Origin of the sequence: Streptomyces misionensis, from assembly GCF_007896895.1 — a bacterium.
GTDB classification, from domain to species: Bacteria; Actinomycetota; Actinomycetes; order Streptomycetales; family Streptomycetaceae; genus Streptomyces; species Streptomyces misionensis_A.
Genome location: NZ_VOGW01000210.1, coordinates 8,425 through 24,154, shown reverse-complemented (window position 1 = coordinate 24,154; position 15,730 = coordinate 8,425). Strand labels below are relative to the sequence as shown.

At 72.5% G+C, this 15,730-nt stretch carries 18 protein-coding genes; 2 read left to right on the top strand and 16 right to left on the bottom strand.

Annotated elements, in window-relative coordinates; genetic code table 11:
* Positions 1–83: 83 nt before the first annotated feature.
* The 14 genes from FRZ03_RS38700 to FRZ03_RS38640 all read right to left on the bottom strand — a co-directional run bounded on the left by FRZ03_RS38700 (position 84) and on the right by FRZ03_RS38640 (position 11,116).
* Complete coding sequence (locus FRZ03_RS38700; RefSeq protein WP_146469846.1) at positions 84–707, bottom strand: OmpA family protein; 624 nt, start codon at positions 705–707, stop codon at positions 84–86.
* A gap of 9 nt (positions 708–716) precedes the next feature.
* Entirely contained in the window at positions 717–1,292 is a 576-nt protein-coding gene (locus FRZ03_RS38695; protein ID WP_146469851.1) for a hypothetical protein, read from the bottom strand.
* A gap of 19 nt (positions 1,293–1,311) precedes the next feature.
* On the bottom strand, positions 1,312–1,917 hold the full coding sequence (locus FRZ03_RS38690; RefSeq protein WP_261399521.1) for a pilus assembly protein TadG-related protein: 606 nt from the start codon (positions 1,915–1,917) through the stop codon (positions 1,312–1,314).
* Complete coding sequence (locus FRZ03_RS40935) at positions 1,914–2,111, bottom strand: Flp family type IVb pilin (RefSeq protein WP_261399518.1); 198 nt, start codon at positions 2,109–2,111, stop codon at positions 1,914–1,916. The genes FRZ03_RS38690 and FRZ03_RS40935 overlap by 4 nt, the downstream gene beginning before the upstream one ends.
* 125 nt (positions 2,112–2,236) lie before the next feature.
* A complete protein-coding gene (locus tag FRZ03_RS38685) occupies positions 2,237–2,971 on the bottom strand; it encodes a response regulator (protein ID WP_146469844.1) in 735 nt (244 codons plus the stop codon).
* A 13-nt stretch (positions 2,972–2,984) separates the two neighbouring features.
* A complete protein-coding gene (locus tag FRZ03_RS38680) occupies positions 2,985–4,268 on the bottom strand; it encodes a sensor histidine kinase (RefSeq protein ID WP_398662326.1) in 1,284 nt (427 codons plus the stop codon).
* Positions 4,269–4,309: 41 nt separating this feature from the next.
* Positions 4,310–5,197 (bottom strand): DUF5936 domain-containing protein, encoded by an 888-nt coding sequence (locus FRZ03_RS38675; RefSeq protein WP_146469843.1) that lies wholly within the window; start codon positions 5,195–5,197, stop codon positions 4,310–4,312.
* Between the two features lie 11 nt (positions 5,198–5,208).
* Entirely contained in the window at positions 5,209–6,156 is a 948-nt protein-coding gene (locus tag FRZ03_RS38670) for a type II secretion system F family protein (protein ID WP_146469842.1), read from the bottom strand.
* Between the two features lie 7 nt (positions 6,157–6,163).
* Complete coding sequence (locus tag FRZ03_RS38665) at positions 6,164–7,501, bottom strand: CpaF family protein (protein WP_146469841.1); 1,338 nt, start codon at positions 7,499–7,501, stop codon at positions 6,164–6,166.
* Between the two features lie 13 nt (positions 7,502–7,514).
* Complete coding sequence (locus FRZ03_RS38660) at positions 7,515–7,856, bottom strand: TadE/TadG family type IV pilus assembly protein (RefSeq protein ID WP_146469840.1); 342 nt, start codon at positions 7,854–7,856, stop codon at positions 7,515–7,517.
* Position 7,857: 1 nt separating this feature from the next.
* Positions 7,858–8,238 (bottom strand): TadE family protein, encoded by a 381-nt coding sequence (locus FRZ03_RS38655; protein WP_146469839.1) that lies wholly within the window; start codon positions 8,236–8,238, stop codon positions 7,858–7,860.
* Between the two features lie 4 nt (positions 8,239–8,242).
* Entirely contained in the window at positions 8,243–9,475 is a 1,233-nt protein-coding gene (locus FRZ03_RS38650) for an AAA family ATPase (protein WP_146469838.1), read from the bottom strand.
* Between the two features lie 12 nt (positions 9,476–9,487).
* Positions 9,488–10,198, bottom strand: a complete 711-nt coding sequence (gene cpaB, locus FRZ03_RS38645) for a Flp pilus assembly protein CpaB (protein ID WP_146469837.1) — start codon at positions 10,196–10,198, stop codon at positions 9,488–9,490.
* Between the two features lie 57 nt (positions 10,199–10,255).
* Positions 10,256–11,116, bottom strand: coding sequence for a hypothetical protein (locus tag FRZ03_RS38640; RefSeq protein ID WP_146469836.1), 861 nt, complete (start codon positions 11,114–11,116; stop codon positions 10,256–10,258).
* A gap of 311 nt (positions 11,117–11,427) precedes the next feature.
* On the opposite strand from FRZ03_RS38640, the gene FRZ03_RS38630 reads away from it, so the two are divergent.
* Positions 11,428–13,173, top strand: coding sequence for a chitinase (locus tag FRZ03_RS38630; RefSeq protein ID WP_146469834.1), 1,746 nt, complete (start codon positions 11,428–11,430; stop codon positions 13,171–13,173).
* Between the two features lie 196 nt (positions 13,174–13,369).
* Positions 13,370–13,615, top strand: a complete 246-nt coding sequence (locus tag FRZ03_RS38625; protein ID WP_146469833.1) for a hypothetical protein — start codon at positions 13,370–13,372, stop codon at positions 13,613–13,615.
* Positions 13,616–13,666: 51 nt separating this feature from the next.
* Here the strand turns inward: FRZ03_RS38625 and FRZ03_RS38620 are convergent, their stop codons facing one another.
* Complete coding sequence (locus FRZ03_RS38620) at positions 13,667–14,242, bottom strand: hypothetical protein (protein ID WP_315902693.1); 576 nt, start codon at positions 14,240–14,242, stop codon at positions 13,667–13,669.
* A gap of 71 nt (positions 14,243–14,313) precedes the next feature.
* Positions 14,314–15,730 (bottom strand): GntP family permease (locus tag FRZ03_RS38615; RefSeq protein ID WP_146469848.1); only part of this gene is annotated, 1,417 nt, incomplete at its 5' end.

Below are 15,730 nucleotides of genomic sequence, written 5' to 3'. Positions count from 1 at the left end.
CGCCAACACCGTCCAGGCGGTGCTCGCCCAGGACCTCGGCGGCCCGGAGTGCGGGTGGAGCCGACGGCGGGCGGGTGAGGCGGTCACCGCGCGGTGCGCGGGAAGGACACCTCCACCCGGCGGTTCTTCCGGCGGCCCTCCTCCGTGGAGTTGTCGGCGATCGGGTACTGCTCGCCGTAGCCGCGGACCTCGAAGGTGATGTCCGGGCCGCCGAGGTCCTGGGCGAGCACCGCCTGGACGGTGTTGGCGCGCCGCCGGGAGAGCAGGGTGCCGTGGGCCGCGGAGCCGAGGTCGTCGGTGAAGCCGAAGACGCGGACCTGGGTGGCGTGCTGCTTCCTGATCTCGTCGGCGATCGCGGCGATGCGGGCCTTGGCGTCGGCGCCGAGCGACGAACTGTCCTTGCCGAAGAGGACCTCCGCCTGGAGGGCGAAGGTGACGTCCGCGTTGGTGTCCTCGCGGCGTTCGTCCCCGCTCTGGTCCTCCACGACCGACTTGATGTCCAGCACCTTGGGCGTGGCCAGGGTGGCGCCCTCCGGCAGCTTCAGGTCCGGGTCATGGGGGTCGATCTTCACCGGGGCGGCGGCCGACGGTGCCGTGTCGGGGGGTTCGGTGGGGTCCGCGCCGGTGGCGTGCGCGGAGCCGGGCACGGCGCCGAGCAGCAGGGCCGCGGCCGCGAGGGTGAGCGCGAGACGGGGTCGGGTGGTCACGGCGGCCCCTCAACCGGAGATGCGGAGGGTGGCGGAGGAGAAGGTGGGCAGCTGGAATTCCACCTCGTCCACGGGGGGCGCCGGGAACTGCATGAAGACGGCGAGGGTGTCACCGGCCCTCAGGGTCGAGAAGCCGGTGGTGGTCAGCGGCCGGCCCTCGGTGTCCCGCAGCACGTAGTACCGCTTCTTGCCCTTCGGGTCGACCAGCGTGGCCCCGCCGAGGGACCTGCCGTTCTTGACGATCTCGGTCTCGTTGCCGCTCAGCGCGGAGGGGATGACGACGCTCCGGGCGCCGTCGTTCTTCAGGGTGCCGTCGACGGTGACGAATCCGCCGGAGTCCCGCTGTGCGGAGGTGATCTGGAGGTCCAGGCCGTCGGAGCCCCGCAGTTCGGCCAGCGGCTGGTCCGACTGGCCCTCCTGTGTGCCGGGGCCCGGCCCGGTCGTCCTGGAAGCGGATGCCGAGTGGTCCGGCCGCTTGGCGTCGTCGCCACCGCCGCCGCAGCCGGCCGCGCCGACGGCCAGAGCGGCCACGACGGCCAGTGCGGCCGTCCCTCTGCGGGCTCTCGCGGTGAACCGCATGCTCATCATCCGCTTCCTTCGTCACTCATCGTTCTTGTCGGTCGGCCAGATGGACGTCGAAGAGGTCGTCGGGCCCGGGGAGTCCCGACGGATCGTCCGGTTTCGGGTCCCACACCTTGTCCTTGCAGGTGAGCCGCGGCAGCGGGGCCTTGGCGGCGCCCTGGGCGGGGAGCTGGAAGGTGCACAGCGGTTCGATCTCGGCGGTGGCGGAGGCCGTCGACCTGAACTTCTCGGTCCCGGGTACGACCGAGCGGCCGACGGACTTGTCCGTGCGCACCTCGGCCCGGTACTCCAGTGCGCCCACCGGGGCGCACGCGGTCAGCCGGGCGTCGTTGCGGGCCGCCAGTTCCCCGGCCCGGGCGCAGGGGTCGCCGAGGACGGGTGCCCTGCCGTCGAAGACGTCCTGCCACTTCGCCGGGTCCCGCAGCACCTTCAGCCACTGGCCCGCGAGTTGGTCCCGCACGTCCTGGGCCGCCGCGAGCGCCGAGGCGTCGGCGGCCGTCTGGGCGCCGCCGCGGTTGACCGCCGCCTGGCCGACCGCGAGGTAGGCGAACGCAAGAAAGAGCAGGCCCGCCACCACCGTGAGATAGATGGGGAAGGCCTGCCCTGCGTCGCGGCCCGGCCGGCTCAGCCGCCGGTGACCTCGGAGATCTTCGAGGTGATCGCGTCGTAGATCGTCTGCCCGATGCTCGTCCCCGTGATCGCCAGCACGATCGCCACGACCACCGCGATGATGCCGAGGTACTCCACCGCCGTCTGTCCCCTGTCGCCGCGGGCGGCGCGGGCCATCAGATACGTCACGGTGGTGTTGAACCATCTGCTCACGGTTGTCCCCTCCAGCTTCGTCTCCGATCCCGGCACCGTACGGCGGGGTGCGCCGGTCGGCCGAGGGTCCCTGGGCCCAACCCCGGGCCCATCGCGGAGCACTGGCGGCGGCTCGGGGGGCCATCTCACGCCACCCCCAGCCACTTCGCGGCGGCCTGGGATCTCGTCGTGGCCTGGAGCTTGGCGAAGATGCGGTTGATGTGGTTCTTGACCGTCTTCTCGCTGATGAAGCAGGCGGCGGCGATCTGCTGGTTGGTCATGCCGGACGCGATGAGGTCCATGATCTCCGCCTCCCTGACACTCAGCCGGAACCGCGACCGGGACGACTGTCCCATAGAGGATTGCGATTGTGAAGGAAGAGGGAGCGTATTTTGGACGTCCATGGCGGCGAGTTGAGGTTCTCCGTGTGCAGGTGCACTTCCTCGCAGCTCGCTGAGTAACGCCTGGGCCGCCCCGGGGGTGACGTGCGGCCGGCCCTCGTGGACGTCCCGTACGGCGCGGACCAGCTGCTCGGTGGTGAACTCGCCGTGCACCAGGTAGCCCCCCGCCCCCAGGCGCAGCGCCTCCCGCACCGTCCGCGACTCGTGGCTGTAGGTGAGCATCATGACGGGTGCGAGGCGCAGCAGGTGCGGCAGCGCCGCGATGCCGTCGACCCCGGGCATGCGGACGTCGAGGAGGACGACGTCCGGGCGGTGCCGCAGCGCGGCCTCGTACGCCTCGCGGCCGTCCGCCGCCTCCGCCACCACGGTGGTGTCGGCGCGGTCCGCGAGCAGCGCGGTCAGGCCCGCGCGCACCACGGGGTTGTCGTCGGCCACCAGCAGCCGCAGCCGGGCCGGTGGCGGGAACACGTGCCGGCGCATGGTGTGCCTCCTTTCAGGGGCTGGGAAGAGCCGCGGGCAGGGGGAGTTCGACGCGTACCTCCGTGCCCCGGGTGTGGGTGCCGCGCCCGACGCGGATGCGGGCGCCCGCCTGGGCGGCCCTCTCGACCATGCCGAGCAGCCCGAAGTGACCGGCACAGCGCAGGCGTTCGAGCGTGGTGCCGGGCGGGAGGCCGCGGCCGTCGTCGTGCACGGTCAGGCGCAGCAACCCGCCGTCGACAGCGACCCGCACGTCCACCCGGGTCGCCGCCGCGTGCCGCTCGGCGTTCTCCAGCGCCTCCGTGGCGATGGACAGCAGGGCGCGGGAGCGGTCGGCGGACAGCGGAGGGAGGGTGGCCGGGGGGTCCGGGCAGACGCAGGTCACCTTGAGGGTCGTACGGGCGGCGAAGTCGCGCACGGCGGCGGCCAGTTCGGACCAGAAGGGCGGGGCCGAGCCGGGCGGTTCGCGCCGCAGGTCCGTCAGCAGGTCCCGGGACTCCGCCGCCGCCCGGCGGGCCGAGCGGGAGACCAGTTCGGCCTGTTCCCGCAGCCGGTCCGGATCGGGGTCGGCGGCCGCGGCGGTGGCCGCGAGGCCGTCGGCGGCGAGCGCGACCCCGTACAGGGTCTTGGCCAGGGAGTCGTGCATCTCCCGGGCCAGCCGGGCGCGTTCGGCGCTCACCGCCTCCGCCGCCGCGAGCCGCGCCCGTACCGTCGTCAGCGCCTCGGTGGCGGTGCCGAAGCGGAGCATCAGGCCGCGCAGGGTCGAGCCCAGCGCGCCGGCGACGACGCACAGGCCGGGCAGCAGCAGGGCCTCGGCCACCGAGGCGTGCCGGCCGGCCTTCAGGGTGAGGTGGACGACGAACAGGATCAGCGCCTGGAGGGAGGCGAAGCAGGCCGCCCCGCGCCAGCTGTAGACGAGCCCGGCCAGCAGCGGGGTGCAGACGCCGACGTAGGCGAGGGTGGTGTCCGGGCCCGCCGAGACCAGCAGCAGGGAGCCGAAGAGGGTGTCGGCGAGCAGCAGACTCGGGTGCCGCAGCAGCAGGGGGCCGAAGCGCTCCCAGTCGCGGAAGAGGACGTAGGACACCATGACGGTGACGATCACGGCCGCACCGACCAGGCGGACGCCCAGGCCGGGGGCGGCGTTCAGCAGGGCCGCGGGGGCCGCCACGACGATCATCGCCAGCCGGAAGCCGAACACCTGCCGGCACATCGCCTGCAACGCCCGGACCTGCACTTGCTCCGACGGTGGCTCGTCCGCGCGCCCCGCCGGTCCCAGGAGTCCCGTCGCACACCTCCTCATCACCCCCCTCAACCGCTCGACGCGCCCGACCGTCACGCCCTTCACTTCCCCGTGAGCGATCCGAAGTCCACCCCGGACCCCAGCAGCAGTCCCGCGCCCAGCAGCAGCATCGTCGCCGGGACCATGAACGTGGTGATCATCAGCGTGGCCTTGGGCACCGCGCGGGCGGCCTTGCGGCGGGCGTTCTGGGCGTCGGTGCGGCGCATGTCCTTGGCCAGGGAGACGAGGGTGTCCACGATCGGCGCGCCCAGTTCCTCGCCCTGCTGGAGCGCGGTGACGAACATGGCGACCTGCTCGGAGTCGTTGCGCCGGCGCAGTTCCGCGAAGGCCTGGCGGCGGCTCATGCCGAGGTCCATCTGGCGCAGGGTGATGCGCAGTTCGTCGGCCCAGGGGCCCTCGTAGCGGGAGGAGACCCGGTCCAGGGCCTGCCGGAAGCCGAGCCCGGCGCTGACCACGACCGCCAGCACGTCCAGGAAGTCGGGCAGGGTGCGCTCGATGACGTCCTTGCGCACCCGGATCGCCGACCAGATGCCGACCTCGGTCCAGAACGCGCCGAAGAGCAGCAGCAGGACGGCCACGAACCACTGGCCGCGCAGCAGGAAGACCAGGCAGCCGACGCCGCCGAGGGCGCCGTAGACCGCGCGGCGGGCGGCGTAGCGGTCGATGGTCAGGCCGCCGGGGTTGCCCGCGAGGTCGATCCGGCGCCGGTAGCGGGCGACCAGGCGGGGGCCCATCAGGCGCAGCACCAGGGGGGCGTAGCGCATGCCCATGCGGTCGATGACGGAGCCCACCGCGCCGGTGCGGGTGGCGCCGACCTCCAGGGCGACGGCCAGGTCGCCGGGGAGCTTGGCGTCGGCGCGGTACATCCGCACGCCGGTGAAGATCCCCCACACGGCGGCGCCCGACAGCAGGGCGAGCAGCAGGGCCATGGCGTGTCTCCTCAGACGTCGATGCGGCTGAGCCGCCGGATGAGGACGAAGCCGACGGCGTACAGCGCGAAGGCGATCAGCACGCAGATCTGGCCCGCCGGGGAGCCGGTCATCCGGGCCAGGGCGCCGCCGCGGACGCCGTTCATCAGGAACAGCGCGCCGACGCCGAGCGCGGGCACGGCGTACGACGTCATGGTCACCTGGGACAGCTGGGTGCGGATCTCGCGCCGGGTCTCCTTGCGTTCCTCCAGGGTCTCGGTGAGGTTGCGCAGGGCGGAGACGACCTGGCCGCCGGCCCGGTTGGCGAGGACCAGCGTGGTGACGAGGACGACCAGTTCGCGCGAGGGCAGCCGGTCGGCGAGTTCGCCGAGGGCGTCGTCCAGGGAGTGCCCGACGGACAACTGGTCGGCCACCTTGGCCAGTTCCTCGCCGGCCGGGGCCTCCAGCTCCTCCGCGGCCATCCCGATGGCGGTGCGCAGGGCGAGTCCGGCCTGGGTGGCGTTGGCCAGGATGCGGGCCAGTTCGGGGAGCTGGCCGATGAACCGCTCGATGCGCCGCTGCCGCTGCCAGTTGAGGAACTGCACCGCCGCCCCCACGCCCAGCAGCCCGGCGATCGGCCCGAAGAAGGGGGCGAGCGCGGCCTGCCCGATCAGCCAGAGCGCGGCGACGGTGACCAGCATGGCGACGAAGAACTCGCCCGGCGTGACGTCCAGCCCCGTGGTGGCCAGGCGCCGTTCGAGCCGGCGGCCGGGGCGGGTACGGCGCAGCCGCCGGTCGAGGTCGCGGAAGTACCGCCTGCGGCCGGGGGCGGCGGGTGGCGGGCCGGTGTGCGAGAGGCGGTCCACGAGGGCGGCGCGCCGGGACCGGCCCCGGGCGTGGGTGTGCACGCCGGCCACCGCGAGGACGCAGGCCAGCAGCGTCGCCCCGAGGGTGAGCTGGACGAGGGTGTGGAGTTCCATGGGGGGCCTACCTGGCTTCTCGGGTGGCGAGCTGGTCGGCGGTGCGGGCGACGCCGAAGGCCTGGGGGACGGGCTGGCTCGCCATGTGGAGGCGGTCGGCGGTGCGGCGGGGCAGCGGGAAGTAGGCGAAGTCGCCGTGCACCCGGCCGTCCGCGGTCATCGGCTGTGCGTCGAAGCGGGCGACGGTGGCCAGCCGGTACGGCTCCCCGCCGTGGCTGTCGAGCAGCGCGATCTCGGTGATGCGGCGGGCGCCGTCGGCGAACCGGGTGAGCTGGACGATCACGTCGACCGCGCTGTTGATCTGGTCGTGCAGGGCGACGAAGGGCACCTCCACGTCGGACATGGAGGCCAGGGTCTGCAACCGGGTGAGGGCGTCCTCGGCGCTGTTGGCGTGCACGGTGGCCAGCGAGCCGTCGTGGCCGGTGGACATCGCCTGGAGCATGTCGAGGGACTCGCCGCCGCGGACCTCGCCGACCACGATCCGGTCGGGGCGCATCCGCAGCGAGTTGCGGACCAGGTCGCGGATGGTGACCTGGCCCTTGCCCTCGACGTTGGGCGGCCGGGACTCCAGCCGGACCACATGGCTCTGCTGGAGCTGGAGTTCGGCGGAGTCCTCGATGGTGATGATGCGCTCGTGCGGCGGGATGAGCCCGGACAGGGCGTTGAGGAGGGTGGTCTTGCCGGTGCCGGTCGCGCCCGAGACGATGATGTTGAACTTCGCCCGCACCAGCCCCGCCATCAGGTACACCATCGGCTCCGCCAGCGAGCCCAGCCCGATCAGCTCCTGGAGGGTGAAGGAGCGCGGGAAGCGGCGGATGGTGAGGACGGGGCCGGTCAGCGACAGCGGCGGGATGATGACGTTGACGCGCTCGCCGGACGGCAGCCGAGCGTCGACCATCGGATTGGACTCGTCCACCCGGCGGTTGACGGTCGAGACGATCCGTTCGATGGTCTGCATCAGCTGGTCGGTGGAGACGAACCGCAACGGCAGCTGCTCCACCCGGCCGGCCCGCTCCACGAAGACGGCGTCGGGGCCGTTCACCATGATCTCGGTGATCGAGGCGTCCTCCAGGAGGGGTTCGAGGATGCCGAGGCCCAGCGCCTCGTCCACCACCCGCCGGATCAGCTGGGACCGCTCGACCGTCGAGAGCACCGGCCCCTCGCGGCTGATGATGTGGCCGAGCACCCGCTCCAGCCGGCTGCGCCGGTCGGCGGCGGCCAGCGAGCCCATCTCCGCGAGGTCGATCTCCTCGAGGAGCTTGGCCCGGTAGGCGGCGACCAGGTGCCCGTCCTCGCCCCGGCTGCCGTGCTCCTCCGGAGTGCTGATGCGTGCCCGCAGGCTCATGGTCCCCTGCTCCTCAGTGGTCGAGCGGCATGGTGGCGGACTTGGTGGCGTCGCCGAAGCTCCAGACGATCTTCGGGATGCGGACGGTGGCGGTCACGGTCACGGCGCCGCCCCCGCCGCCGGACGAGCAGCGCACGTCGAGCCCGCCGCTGACCGCCGCCGCGCACGCCTGCTGGGCGTCCTGCCGCAGCGACGCGGCCCGCGCCCCGGCCCGGGCCGCCGTACCGGCCTGCTCGGCGGCGTAGGCGACGGCGCCGAGCTGGATGCCGGCGAGCGCCACGATCAGCAGGACGGGCACGAACCCCAGGTACTCCAGGGCGACTTGGCCTCGGTCGCGTTCTCTCCTGTGCGCCATCTCAGTCCTTCACCTCTTCCACCGCGCCCGCGTGGCCGTGCACCGTGAACGGGAAGGAGACCAAGCCGGGGAAGAGCACCGGGACCTTGAGGGAGACGTCGGCCGTCACATAGCCGGAGCCGCCGCAGCGCACCGCCGCGCCCCCGCGCCACGCCGCCGACAGGTCCTTGCGACCGGCCGCCGAGCAGGCCGCCTGGCGGGCACCGCCCGGCGCCGCCGCCGTACCCGCCCGTACCGCCTCGTCCGCGGCGTTCCCGGCGAGCGTGAAGGTGTACCCCACGAGCACCGCCTGCCACATGAGCACCAGCGTGAGGAGGATCAGCGGTGTCATCCCGAGGAACTCGATGCTCACCTGGCCCTCGTCCGCGTCCCGCCGCGTCATCGGCTCACTCCTTCCGCCGCCGCAGGCCGCCGGACACGCGCCCGGGTCCCCGGTGCGCGCCCTCGGCCGCCCGTGCCAGCCCCAGCTCCCCCGCGAGCGCCCACAGGGCCTGCTTCACGGTGCTGCGGCCGTCGAGTTCGTGCACCCGTCCGGCGTCCACGACCGCCTGGAGCTCCTTGAAGTTGGCGGGGACGGCGGTGCGCGCGAGCGCCGTGCCGGTGATCCGCTGCACCAGCGCGGGCTGGATCTCGGTGTGCCGGCTGTGCCGGTTGACGACGACGGTGGTCTCCTCGGCCTTGCGGATCTGGAGCCGGTCCCACATCCGCACGGTCCGCTTGGCGGCGCGCACGGCGATCACGTCCGGCGTGGTGACCAGCAGCGCGGTGTCCGCCGTCTCGACCGCGGCCGCGCCGGCCCCGCCGAGCTGGGCGCCGCAGTCGACGACGACGACCTCGTAGCGCGAGCGCAGGGCGCGCACGATCTGCCGGACGGCCCGGTCGGTGACCTCCTCGCCGCGTTCCCCCTCGCCGGGCGCGAGCAGCAGGGCCAGCCCGGTGTCGTGGCGGAAGAGGGCGTCGGCGAGGACGCGCGGGGAGATGTCCGTGATCGCGGCGAGGTCGGCCACCGACCGCCGGAACTGGATGTCCAGGTAGGAGGCGACGTCCCCGGACTGGAGGTCGAGGTCGACCAGGGCGGTGGGCCGCCCGGACGCCTGCGCGGCGAGCGCCAGCTGCACGGCGGTCAGCGTGGCCCCCACCCCGCCCTTGGCGCCGCTGACGGTGACGACGGTGCCCCCGCCGCCGGCCGCCGGCTCGCCGCCGTGCCCGAGGTGGCGTCGTACCTCCGTCGACCACTGGGCCACGGCCTGCACCCGGCCGGCCAGTTCGTCGTACGACAGCGGCAGCGCGACCAGTCCCCGGGCGCCGGAGTCCATGGCGGCGGCGAACAGTCCGGGGCTCGCGTCGGTGGTGACGAGGACGACGCCGACGGCCGGGAAGCGCAGGGCGATCTCCCGGATCAGCTCCAGCGCCGGGACGGGACCGATGCGTTCGTGGACGACGAGCACCTCGGGGAGTTCGTCCACGGACTCGGCGGCGAGCCGGGCGAGGGCGTCGACCAGTTGCGTGGAGTCGGTCAGCGGCGGCTGCGGTTCGGCGTCGGGCAGCTGGCTGAGCAGGGTGACGAGGGAGCGGACGGCGTCCGGGTCGGCGCCCGCAGGGAGAATCCTGGTCGGCATGCGGGCCGCCTCTCACTTGTCCGTGGCGAGTTCGTAGGTGCGGTCCTTGTCCGGGACGCCGCTCTCGCCGCCGGGCGCCACCAGCGCGAGCCGGACGCGCTGGGCGAAGGACTCGGCGTAGGTGACGCGCTGGGCGTCGAGGGTGGACAGCGCGAAGGTGATGGGCACGGCCTCGCTGGGCTGCTGCGGGCTGTTCTTGGCGGCGTCCGGGTCGAGGGCGGTGATCCGGCCGACGTCGAGGACCCGGGCGTCGGTCACGATGATCTTCGACTGGTCCGGGTCGCCCTCCTTCTTCCCGGCGAAGGTGGCGTAGACGTTGACCCGCGACCCGGGCGTGATCTTCCCGGCCACGCCCGTCGCCGCGTCGATCATGATGGCGACCTCCTGCTGCCCCGGCTGGAGCGCGGGCTGGTCCACGATCATGTCGCTCTGGAGCAGCGACCCGGCGCGCAGCGTGGTGACGGCGGTCTTGCCCTGGATCTCCCGCAGATCGGTGACGGCGGTGCCGGACAGCCATCTCCTGGGCATCCGGACCTTCTCGAACTGTCCCGCGTCCAGGGCGGTGTACGGCTTGACGTCGGAACGCACCCGGTAGGCGGTGACCTCGGGCCCGACCTTGGAGTCCACGTCGTGGACGACGGACAGCACGCCGGCGAACGCGCCGAGAGCGCACAGGACCGACAGGATCAGCAGGAGCACGCCGCGGCGCTGACGGGAGTTCATGAACCGTGCAACCTCATTGGGGGAGTCGGTCGTTCGGGATATGGACGTGTGCTCGGGTCAGGCGGGCGTGCGGGGTTCGAGGGCGCGGGGCGTCGCGGGCTCGTGGACGGGCGGGACGGCGGAGCAGAAGACGCAGCGGTCGCCTATGACGTCGAGGCCGCACCAGTGACAGACGGACTGCCGGACGGAGGTGACCAGTTGGTACAGGACGGACAGGTCGTCCAGGTGGCCGCAGAACTCGATCATTCGGCCGGTGCCCCACCAGGTGCGGGATTCGGCGGGCAGCGGGGTCTCGCGCACGCCCTGCGCCTGCCACTGGGCGCCGAGCCCGGCGGCCCAGTCGCCGGGCAGCTGTCCCTTGGCGAGGAGCAGCCAGGTGGGGAATTCGGGGCCCTTGAGGGTGGCGCCGGGCACGGCCTTGACGAGCTGGGGCTCGGGATGGGCGAGTACGGCGAACCGGGTGCCCGGCATCCAGGACTTGGCGTGTGCCTTCAGTCCGACCGGCACCCGGTCCAGCCGGGCGACGGAGCCGAGGACGGCGCCGGCGTGGATGTAGTGGGCGAGCAGCCGCCCGGCGGAGGCGAGCACCCCCGGGCTGAGGTCGCAGGAGGCGAGCTGCCGTAACTGCCGCGCGAGCACGGCGACTCCGAGGGGCGGCAGGTCGGGCCGGAACAGGGCGATGCGGTCGCTCTCCAGCAGCGAGCGCAGGGTGTACAGGCGGCGCACGACGGGTTCCGGGGTGGCCGCCGAGCACACGACGACGACATGGCCGTGCCGCTCGACGACGGCGTGCAGTTCGGTGAGCGCGTGGTCGAGCGGGCGCCCGTCGAGGCCGTCCAGCACGACGGCGGGCATGGTGCGTTCGTCCTGTGGCGGCAGCGCCAGGTCGGCACTGGTCACGGCAATGGCTGTTGGCACGCCCCGCTCCCCGGTGACTTCACTGCGTGACTACCCGAGCACTGTATCCACGGGTGTGTGGCCGGAGAACAGCGTCGGTGGAGCCGGTGTGGAAGTTGACGAACCAAGTCGCCCCAAACAAGGGCAAGTCGGCCGGACAATCCGCGAACGTCCCGCCGTGCGCCCGGGAGGGGTCCGCACGGAAAGCCGAAGACCGTTTTGGTCTGGACCTCTTGACAGCGCAATTGGTCTGGACCAACTTGTGTGTGCACCGATGGCCACCGGTTCCACTCCCCACCCGGCAACTTCCCCACCACTCCCCGGAGGTACGCGTGGACCGCGCACCAGGCACCCCCAGACCACTCCGCAGCCGACGCCGGCCGGCGGTATGGTCCGCCGCCACCGCCCTCGCCCTCGCGGCCGCGGGCCTCGCCGCCACCGCCGCCCCGGCCGCCGCGGCGGACGTCAACAACGTCGTCAACGCCGGCTTCGAGTCGGGCCTGTCCAACTGGACGTGCAGCGCGGGCAGCGGCACCACGGTCTCCTCCCCGGTCCACTCCGGCACCAGCGCCCTGAAGGCGACGCCGGCCGGGCAGGACAACGCCCAGTGCACCCAGACGGTCGCGGTCAAGCCCAACTCGTCGTACACGCTGAGCGCCTGGGTCCAGGGCGGCTACACCTACCTGGGCGTGACGGGCACGGGCACCACGGACGTCTCCACCTGGACCCCCGACACCACCGCCTGGAAGCAGCTGACCACGTCCTTCACCACGGGCGCGTCGACCACGTCGGTCACGGTCTACACGCACGGGTGGTACGGCCAGGCCGCCTACTACGCCGACGACGTCTCCCTCTTCGGCCCCGACGGCGGCGGCACCGGCGGCGGCACCACGCCGCCCCCCACCGTCCCGGCCGCCCCCACGGGCCTCGCGGTGTCCGCCAAGACCTCCTCCTCCGCGACCCTCAACTGGTCCACGTCCTCGGGCGCGACGGGCTACAACGTGTACGAGAACGGCGCGAAGGTCAGCTCCGTGACGGGCACGTCGGCGACCGTGACCGGCCTGTCCCCGGCCACCTCGTACAGCTTCCAGGTGACGGCGACGAACGCGGCGGGCGAGTCGCAGAAGTCGGCCGCGGTGACCGCGACGACGGACTCCTCCGGGTCCGGCGGCGGAGGCGGCACCGGCGGTTCGCTCCCGAAGCACGCGGTGACCGGTTACTGGCAGAACTTCAACAACGGCGCGAAGGTCCAGAAGATCTCGGACGTCCCCTCCGCGTACGACATCATCGCGGTGGCCTTCGCGGACGCGACCACGACGCCGGGCGCGGTCACCTTCAACCTGGACTCGGCCGGCCTCGGCGGCTACACCGTCGACCAGTTCAAGGCCGACATCAAGGCCAAGCAGGCGGCGGGCAAGAAGGTCATCGTCTCCATCGGCGGCCAGAACGGCACGGTGTCGGTGAGCGACTCCGCCTCGGCGACGAACTTCGCGAACTCCGTCTACTCCCTGATGCAGACGTACGGCTTCGACGGCGTCGACATCGACCTGGAGAACGGCCTGAACGCGACGTACATGACGCAGGCGCTGCGCGCCCTGTCGGCCAAGGCGGGCCCGTCCCTCGTCATCACGATGGCCCCGCAGACGATCGACATGCAGTCCACGTCCGCGTCCTACTTCCAGACGGCGCTGAACATCAAGGACATCCTCACCGTCGTCAACACCCAGTTCTACAACAGCGGTTCGATGCTCGGCTGCGACGGCAAGGTCTACAGCCAGGGCACGGTCGACTTCCTGACGGCCCTCGCCTGCATCCAGCTCCAGGGCGGCCTCGCCCCCTCCCAGGTGGGCCTCGGCGTCCCCGCCTCCACCAGCGCGGCGGGCAGCGGCTACGTCTCCCCCTCGGTCGTCGACAACGCCCTCGACTGCCTGAGCGCCGGCACCAACTGCGGCACCTTCAAGCCGTCGAAGACCTACCCCGACCTGCGCGGCGCCATGACCTGGTCCACCAACTGGGACGCGACCTCGGGCAACGCCTGGTCGAACGCGGTCGGCGCGCACGTGCACGCGATGCCGTGAGGTGACACCCGCCCGCCGTGCGGCGCCCGGACTTCTCGACGAGGGTCCGGGCGCCGATGCGTGTCCGCGTCGACGGCGGCCTCCGTGCTCCATCGCGTGCCCTGGAAGCGGAGGCCGCGGATCGATCCGGAGCTGCTCGCCTTCTACGCCGAGCGCTTCCCGGACCACCGGAGGGGCATCGGATCTGGATGCCCCCGTGGCCGTGGACCACTGGGTGCTGTGGTCCAGCGACGAAGCGGGGGACGAGTGGGGCGCGGCCGTCGAGTACCCGGAGCGGATGCGGCACCGGCTGCGGGGGTTCCTGCCCGACAGGGTCGTGGGGCGGTACCACGGCGACGACCGACCGACGTTGCGCAACGGCGACTTCGCGATCGAACACCGGCATCTGCTGGCCGGCGACCTCGACCGGGTCGAGCGGCGCGGGCCGGTCACGAGGACGTGAGTCGGTGAGCCGGCTCCCGGGGGAGCCGGCTCGTGGGCAGCGGGGGGTCGGTCAGTCGGCGTCCTCGAAGAAGGCGTCGAGGACCGCGTCCAGCTGCTCGTCCCACTCCTTGAAGCGGGACCGGGACGGTGCCTCGATCTCGATCGGGTACCAGCGCCGCTCCGGGGTGTGCACCGTGATCGTGTAGCGCTTGCCGAAGCGCGGGGTCTCCGACTCGACCGCGGCGATCTCGTCCCAGCCGAACTCGCAGGACTCCTCGTCCAGGCTGAGCCGGACGCCCTTGTGGTCGGCCACTATCCTGGCGCGCCGGTCGGCGGCCTCGAAGACCGGCCCGTCGGACGGGGCGTCGGCCGAGGCGTCGTCGGGCGAGGACGGGGCGTCCTCAGCCGCGGCGTCGGAAGCCCCGGCCTCGTCCGCCGTCGTCTGCTCGGCAGAGGCCGCGTCGGCCTCCGGCTCCGACTCCTGCTCCGGGGAGGACTTCGGCTCCGACGGCGACGCCGGTGCCGTGATCCCCGGGATGAAGGCCGGGTCGAACCCGGCGCCCGTCACGGGCTCGCTCGTCACCGCTTCCGCCTTCAACGCTTCGGTGTTCAACGGATTGCTGCTCGATCCTATGCGCTGCTCCACGGCGGCAGTATGGACGACTTCCCTGTGCCGGAACCAGTCAGCCCGCGCGTCGCGTCGGCAACTTATGCCCCTCACACAAACAGGCTTACGATCCCGGCCACGGCGAAACCGGACACGGACAGCACGGACTCCAGGACGGTCCACGTCCGCAGCGTGTCGCGTTCGCTGATGCCGAAGTACTTGGCCACCATCCAGAAACCGCCGTCGTTGACGTGCGAGGCGAAGATGGAGCCCGCCGAGATGGCCATGATGACCAGGGCGGTGAAGGGCTGCGAGGTGTGGTCCTCGGCGAGCAGCGGGGCCACGATGCCCGCCGTCGTCACGATCGCCACCGTCGCCGAGCCCTGCGCCACCCGCAGGACCAGGGAGATCAAGTACGACAGCACGATCACCGGCAGGCCCACGCCGTGGAAGGTGTCCGACAGGGCCTGGGCCACGCCGCTCGCCTTCAGCACGGCACCGAAGACCCCGCCCGCGCCCACCACCAGCAGGATGTTGCCCACCGGCTTCAGCGAGGAAGTGGACACGGTCTCCAGGGACTTGTAGGACCAGCCGCGCCGGATGCCCAGCAGGTAGTAGGCGAGGAGCAGGGCCGCGGTGAGGGCGACGAAGGGGTGGCCCAGGAACTGGAGGAAGGAGCGGAACGGGGAGGGGCCCAGCGCGATCGAGGAGAAGGTCGCCGCGAGGATCAGGACCAGGGGCGTCCCGATGATGGCCAGGACGGTGCCGAGGGGCACCGGGCGCTCCTGCGAGGGCACGCCCTGCGCGCGCTGTTCGGCCAGCACCGCGCGCTTCGCCTCCTCGGCCGCCTCCACCATGTCCTGGGGTACGGCGACGAAGATCCGCTTGCCGATCCAGGCCGCGTACGCCCAGGCCGCGAGCACGGCGGGCAGTCCGCAGACGACACCCATGAGGATGATCCAGCCGAGCTGGACGTGCAGCAGGCCGGCGGCGGCGACCGGGCCGGGGTGCGGGGGCAGGAAGGCGTGGGTCATGGACAGGCCCGCGAGCAGGGGCAGGCAGTAGAGGACGATCGATTTGCCGCCGCGCCTGGCCGCCGCGTAGACGAGCGGGGCGAGGACGAAGATGCCCACGTCGAAGAAGACCGGTATGCCGAAGATCAGGCCGGTCAGGCCCATGGCCAGCGGGGCGCGCCGCTCGCCGAAGAGGGACAGCAGGCGCTGGGCCAGCACCTGGGCGCCGCCGCTGACTTCGAGGATCGCGCCGAGCATGGTGCCGAGACCGATGATGATCGCGATGTGGCCGAGGATGCCGCCCATGCCGGACTCGATGGTGGAGACGGCGCTCGAACTCTGGACGGTGCCGAAGAGTTCGGTGACCGACAGGCCGGACAGCAGGCCGACGGCTATGGAGACGGCGAGCAGCGCGACGAACGGCTGCAGGCGCGCCTTGATGATCAGGAAGAGCAGCAGGGCGATGCCGAGGGCGGCGATGGCGAGGAGGCCGGGGGTGCCGTCCATGAGGAGG

Excerpts from the sequence above, each read along its gene's own strand:
- FRZ03_RS38695 (WP_146469851.1), bottom strand. The coding sequence starts at position 1,292 with ATGAGCATGCGGTTCACCGCGAGAGCCCGCAGAGGGACGGCCGCACTG.
- FRZ03_RS38685 (WP_146469844.1), bottom strand. The coding sequence starts at position 2,971 with ATGCGCCGGCACGTGTTCCCGCCACCGGCCCGGCTGCGGCTGCTGGTG.
- FRZ03_RS38680 (WP_398662326.1), bottom strand. The coding sequence starts at position 4,268 with ATGAGGAGGTGTGCGACGGGACTCCTGGGACCGGCGGGGCGCGCGGAC.
- FRZ03_RS38675 (WP_146469843.1), bottom strand. The coding sequence starts at position 5,197 with ATGGCCCTGCTGCTCGCCCTGCTGTCGGGCGCCGCCGTGTGGGGGATC.
- FRZ03_RS38670 (WP_146469842.1), bottom strand. The coding sequence starts at position 6,156 with ATGGAACTCCACACCCTCGTCCAGCTCACCCTCGGGGCGACGCTGCTG.
- FRZ03_RS38665 (WP_146469841.1), bottom strand. The coding sequence starts at position 7,501 with ATGAGCCTGCGGGCACGCATCAGCACTCCGGAGGAGCACGGCAGCCGG.
- FRZ03_RS38660 (WP_146469840.1), bottom strand. The coding sequence starts at position 7,856 with ATGGCGCACAGGAGAGAACGCGACCGAGGCCAAGTCGCCCTGGAGTAC.
- FRZ03_RS38655 (WP_146469839.1), bottom strand. The coding sequence starts at position 8,238 with ATGACGCGGCGGGACGCGGACGAGGGCCAGGTGAGCATCGAGTTCCTC.
- FRZ03_RS38650 (WP_146469838.1), bottom strand. The coding sequence starts at position 9,475 with ATGCCGACCAGGATTCTCCCTGCGGGCGCCGACCCGGACGCCGTCCGC.
- cpaB (WP_146469837.1), bottom strand. The coding sequence starts at position 10,198 with ATGAACTCCCGTCAGCGCCGCGGCGTGCTCCTGCTGATCCTGTCGGTC.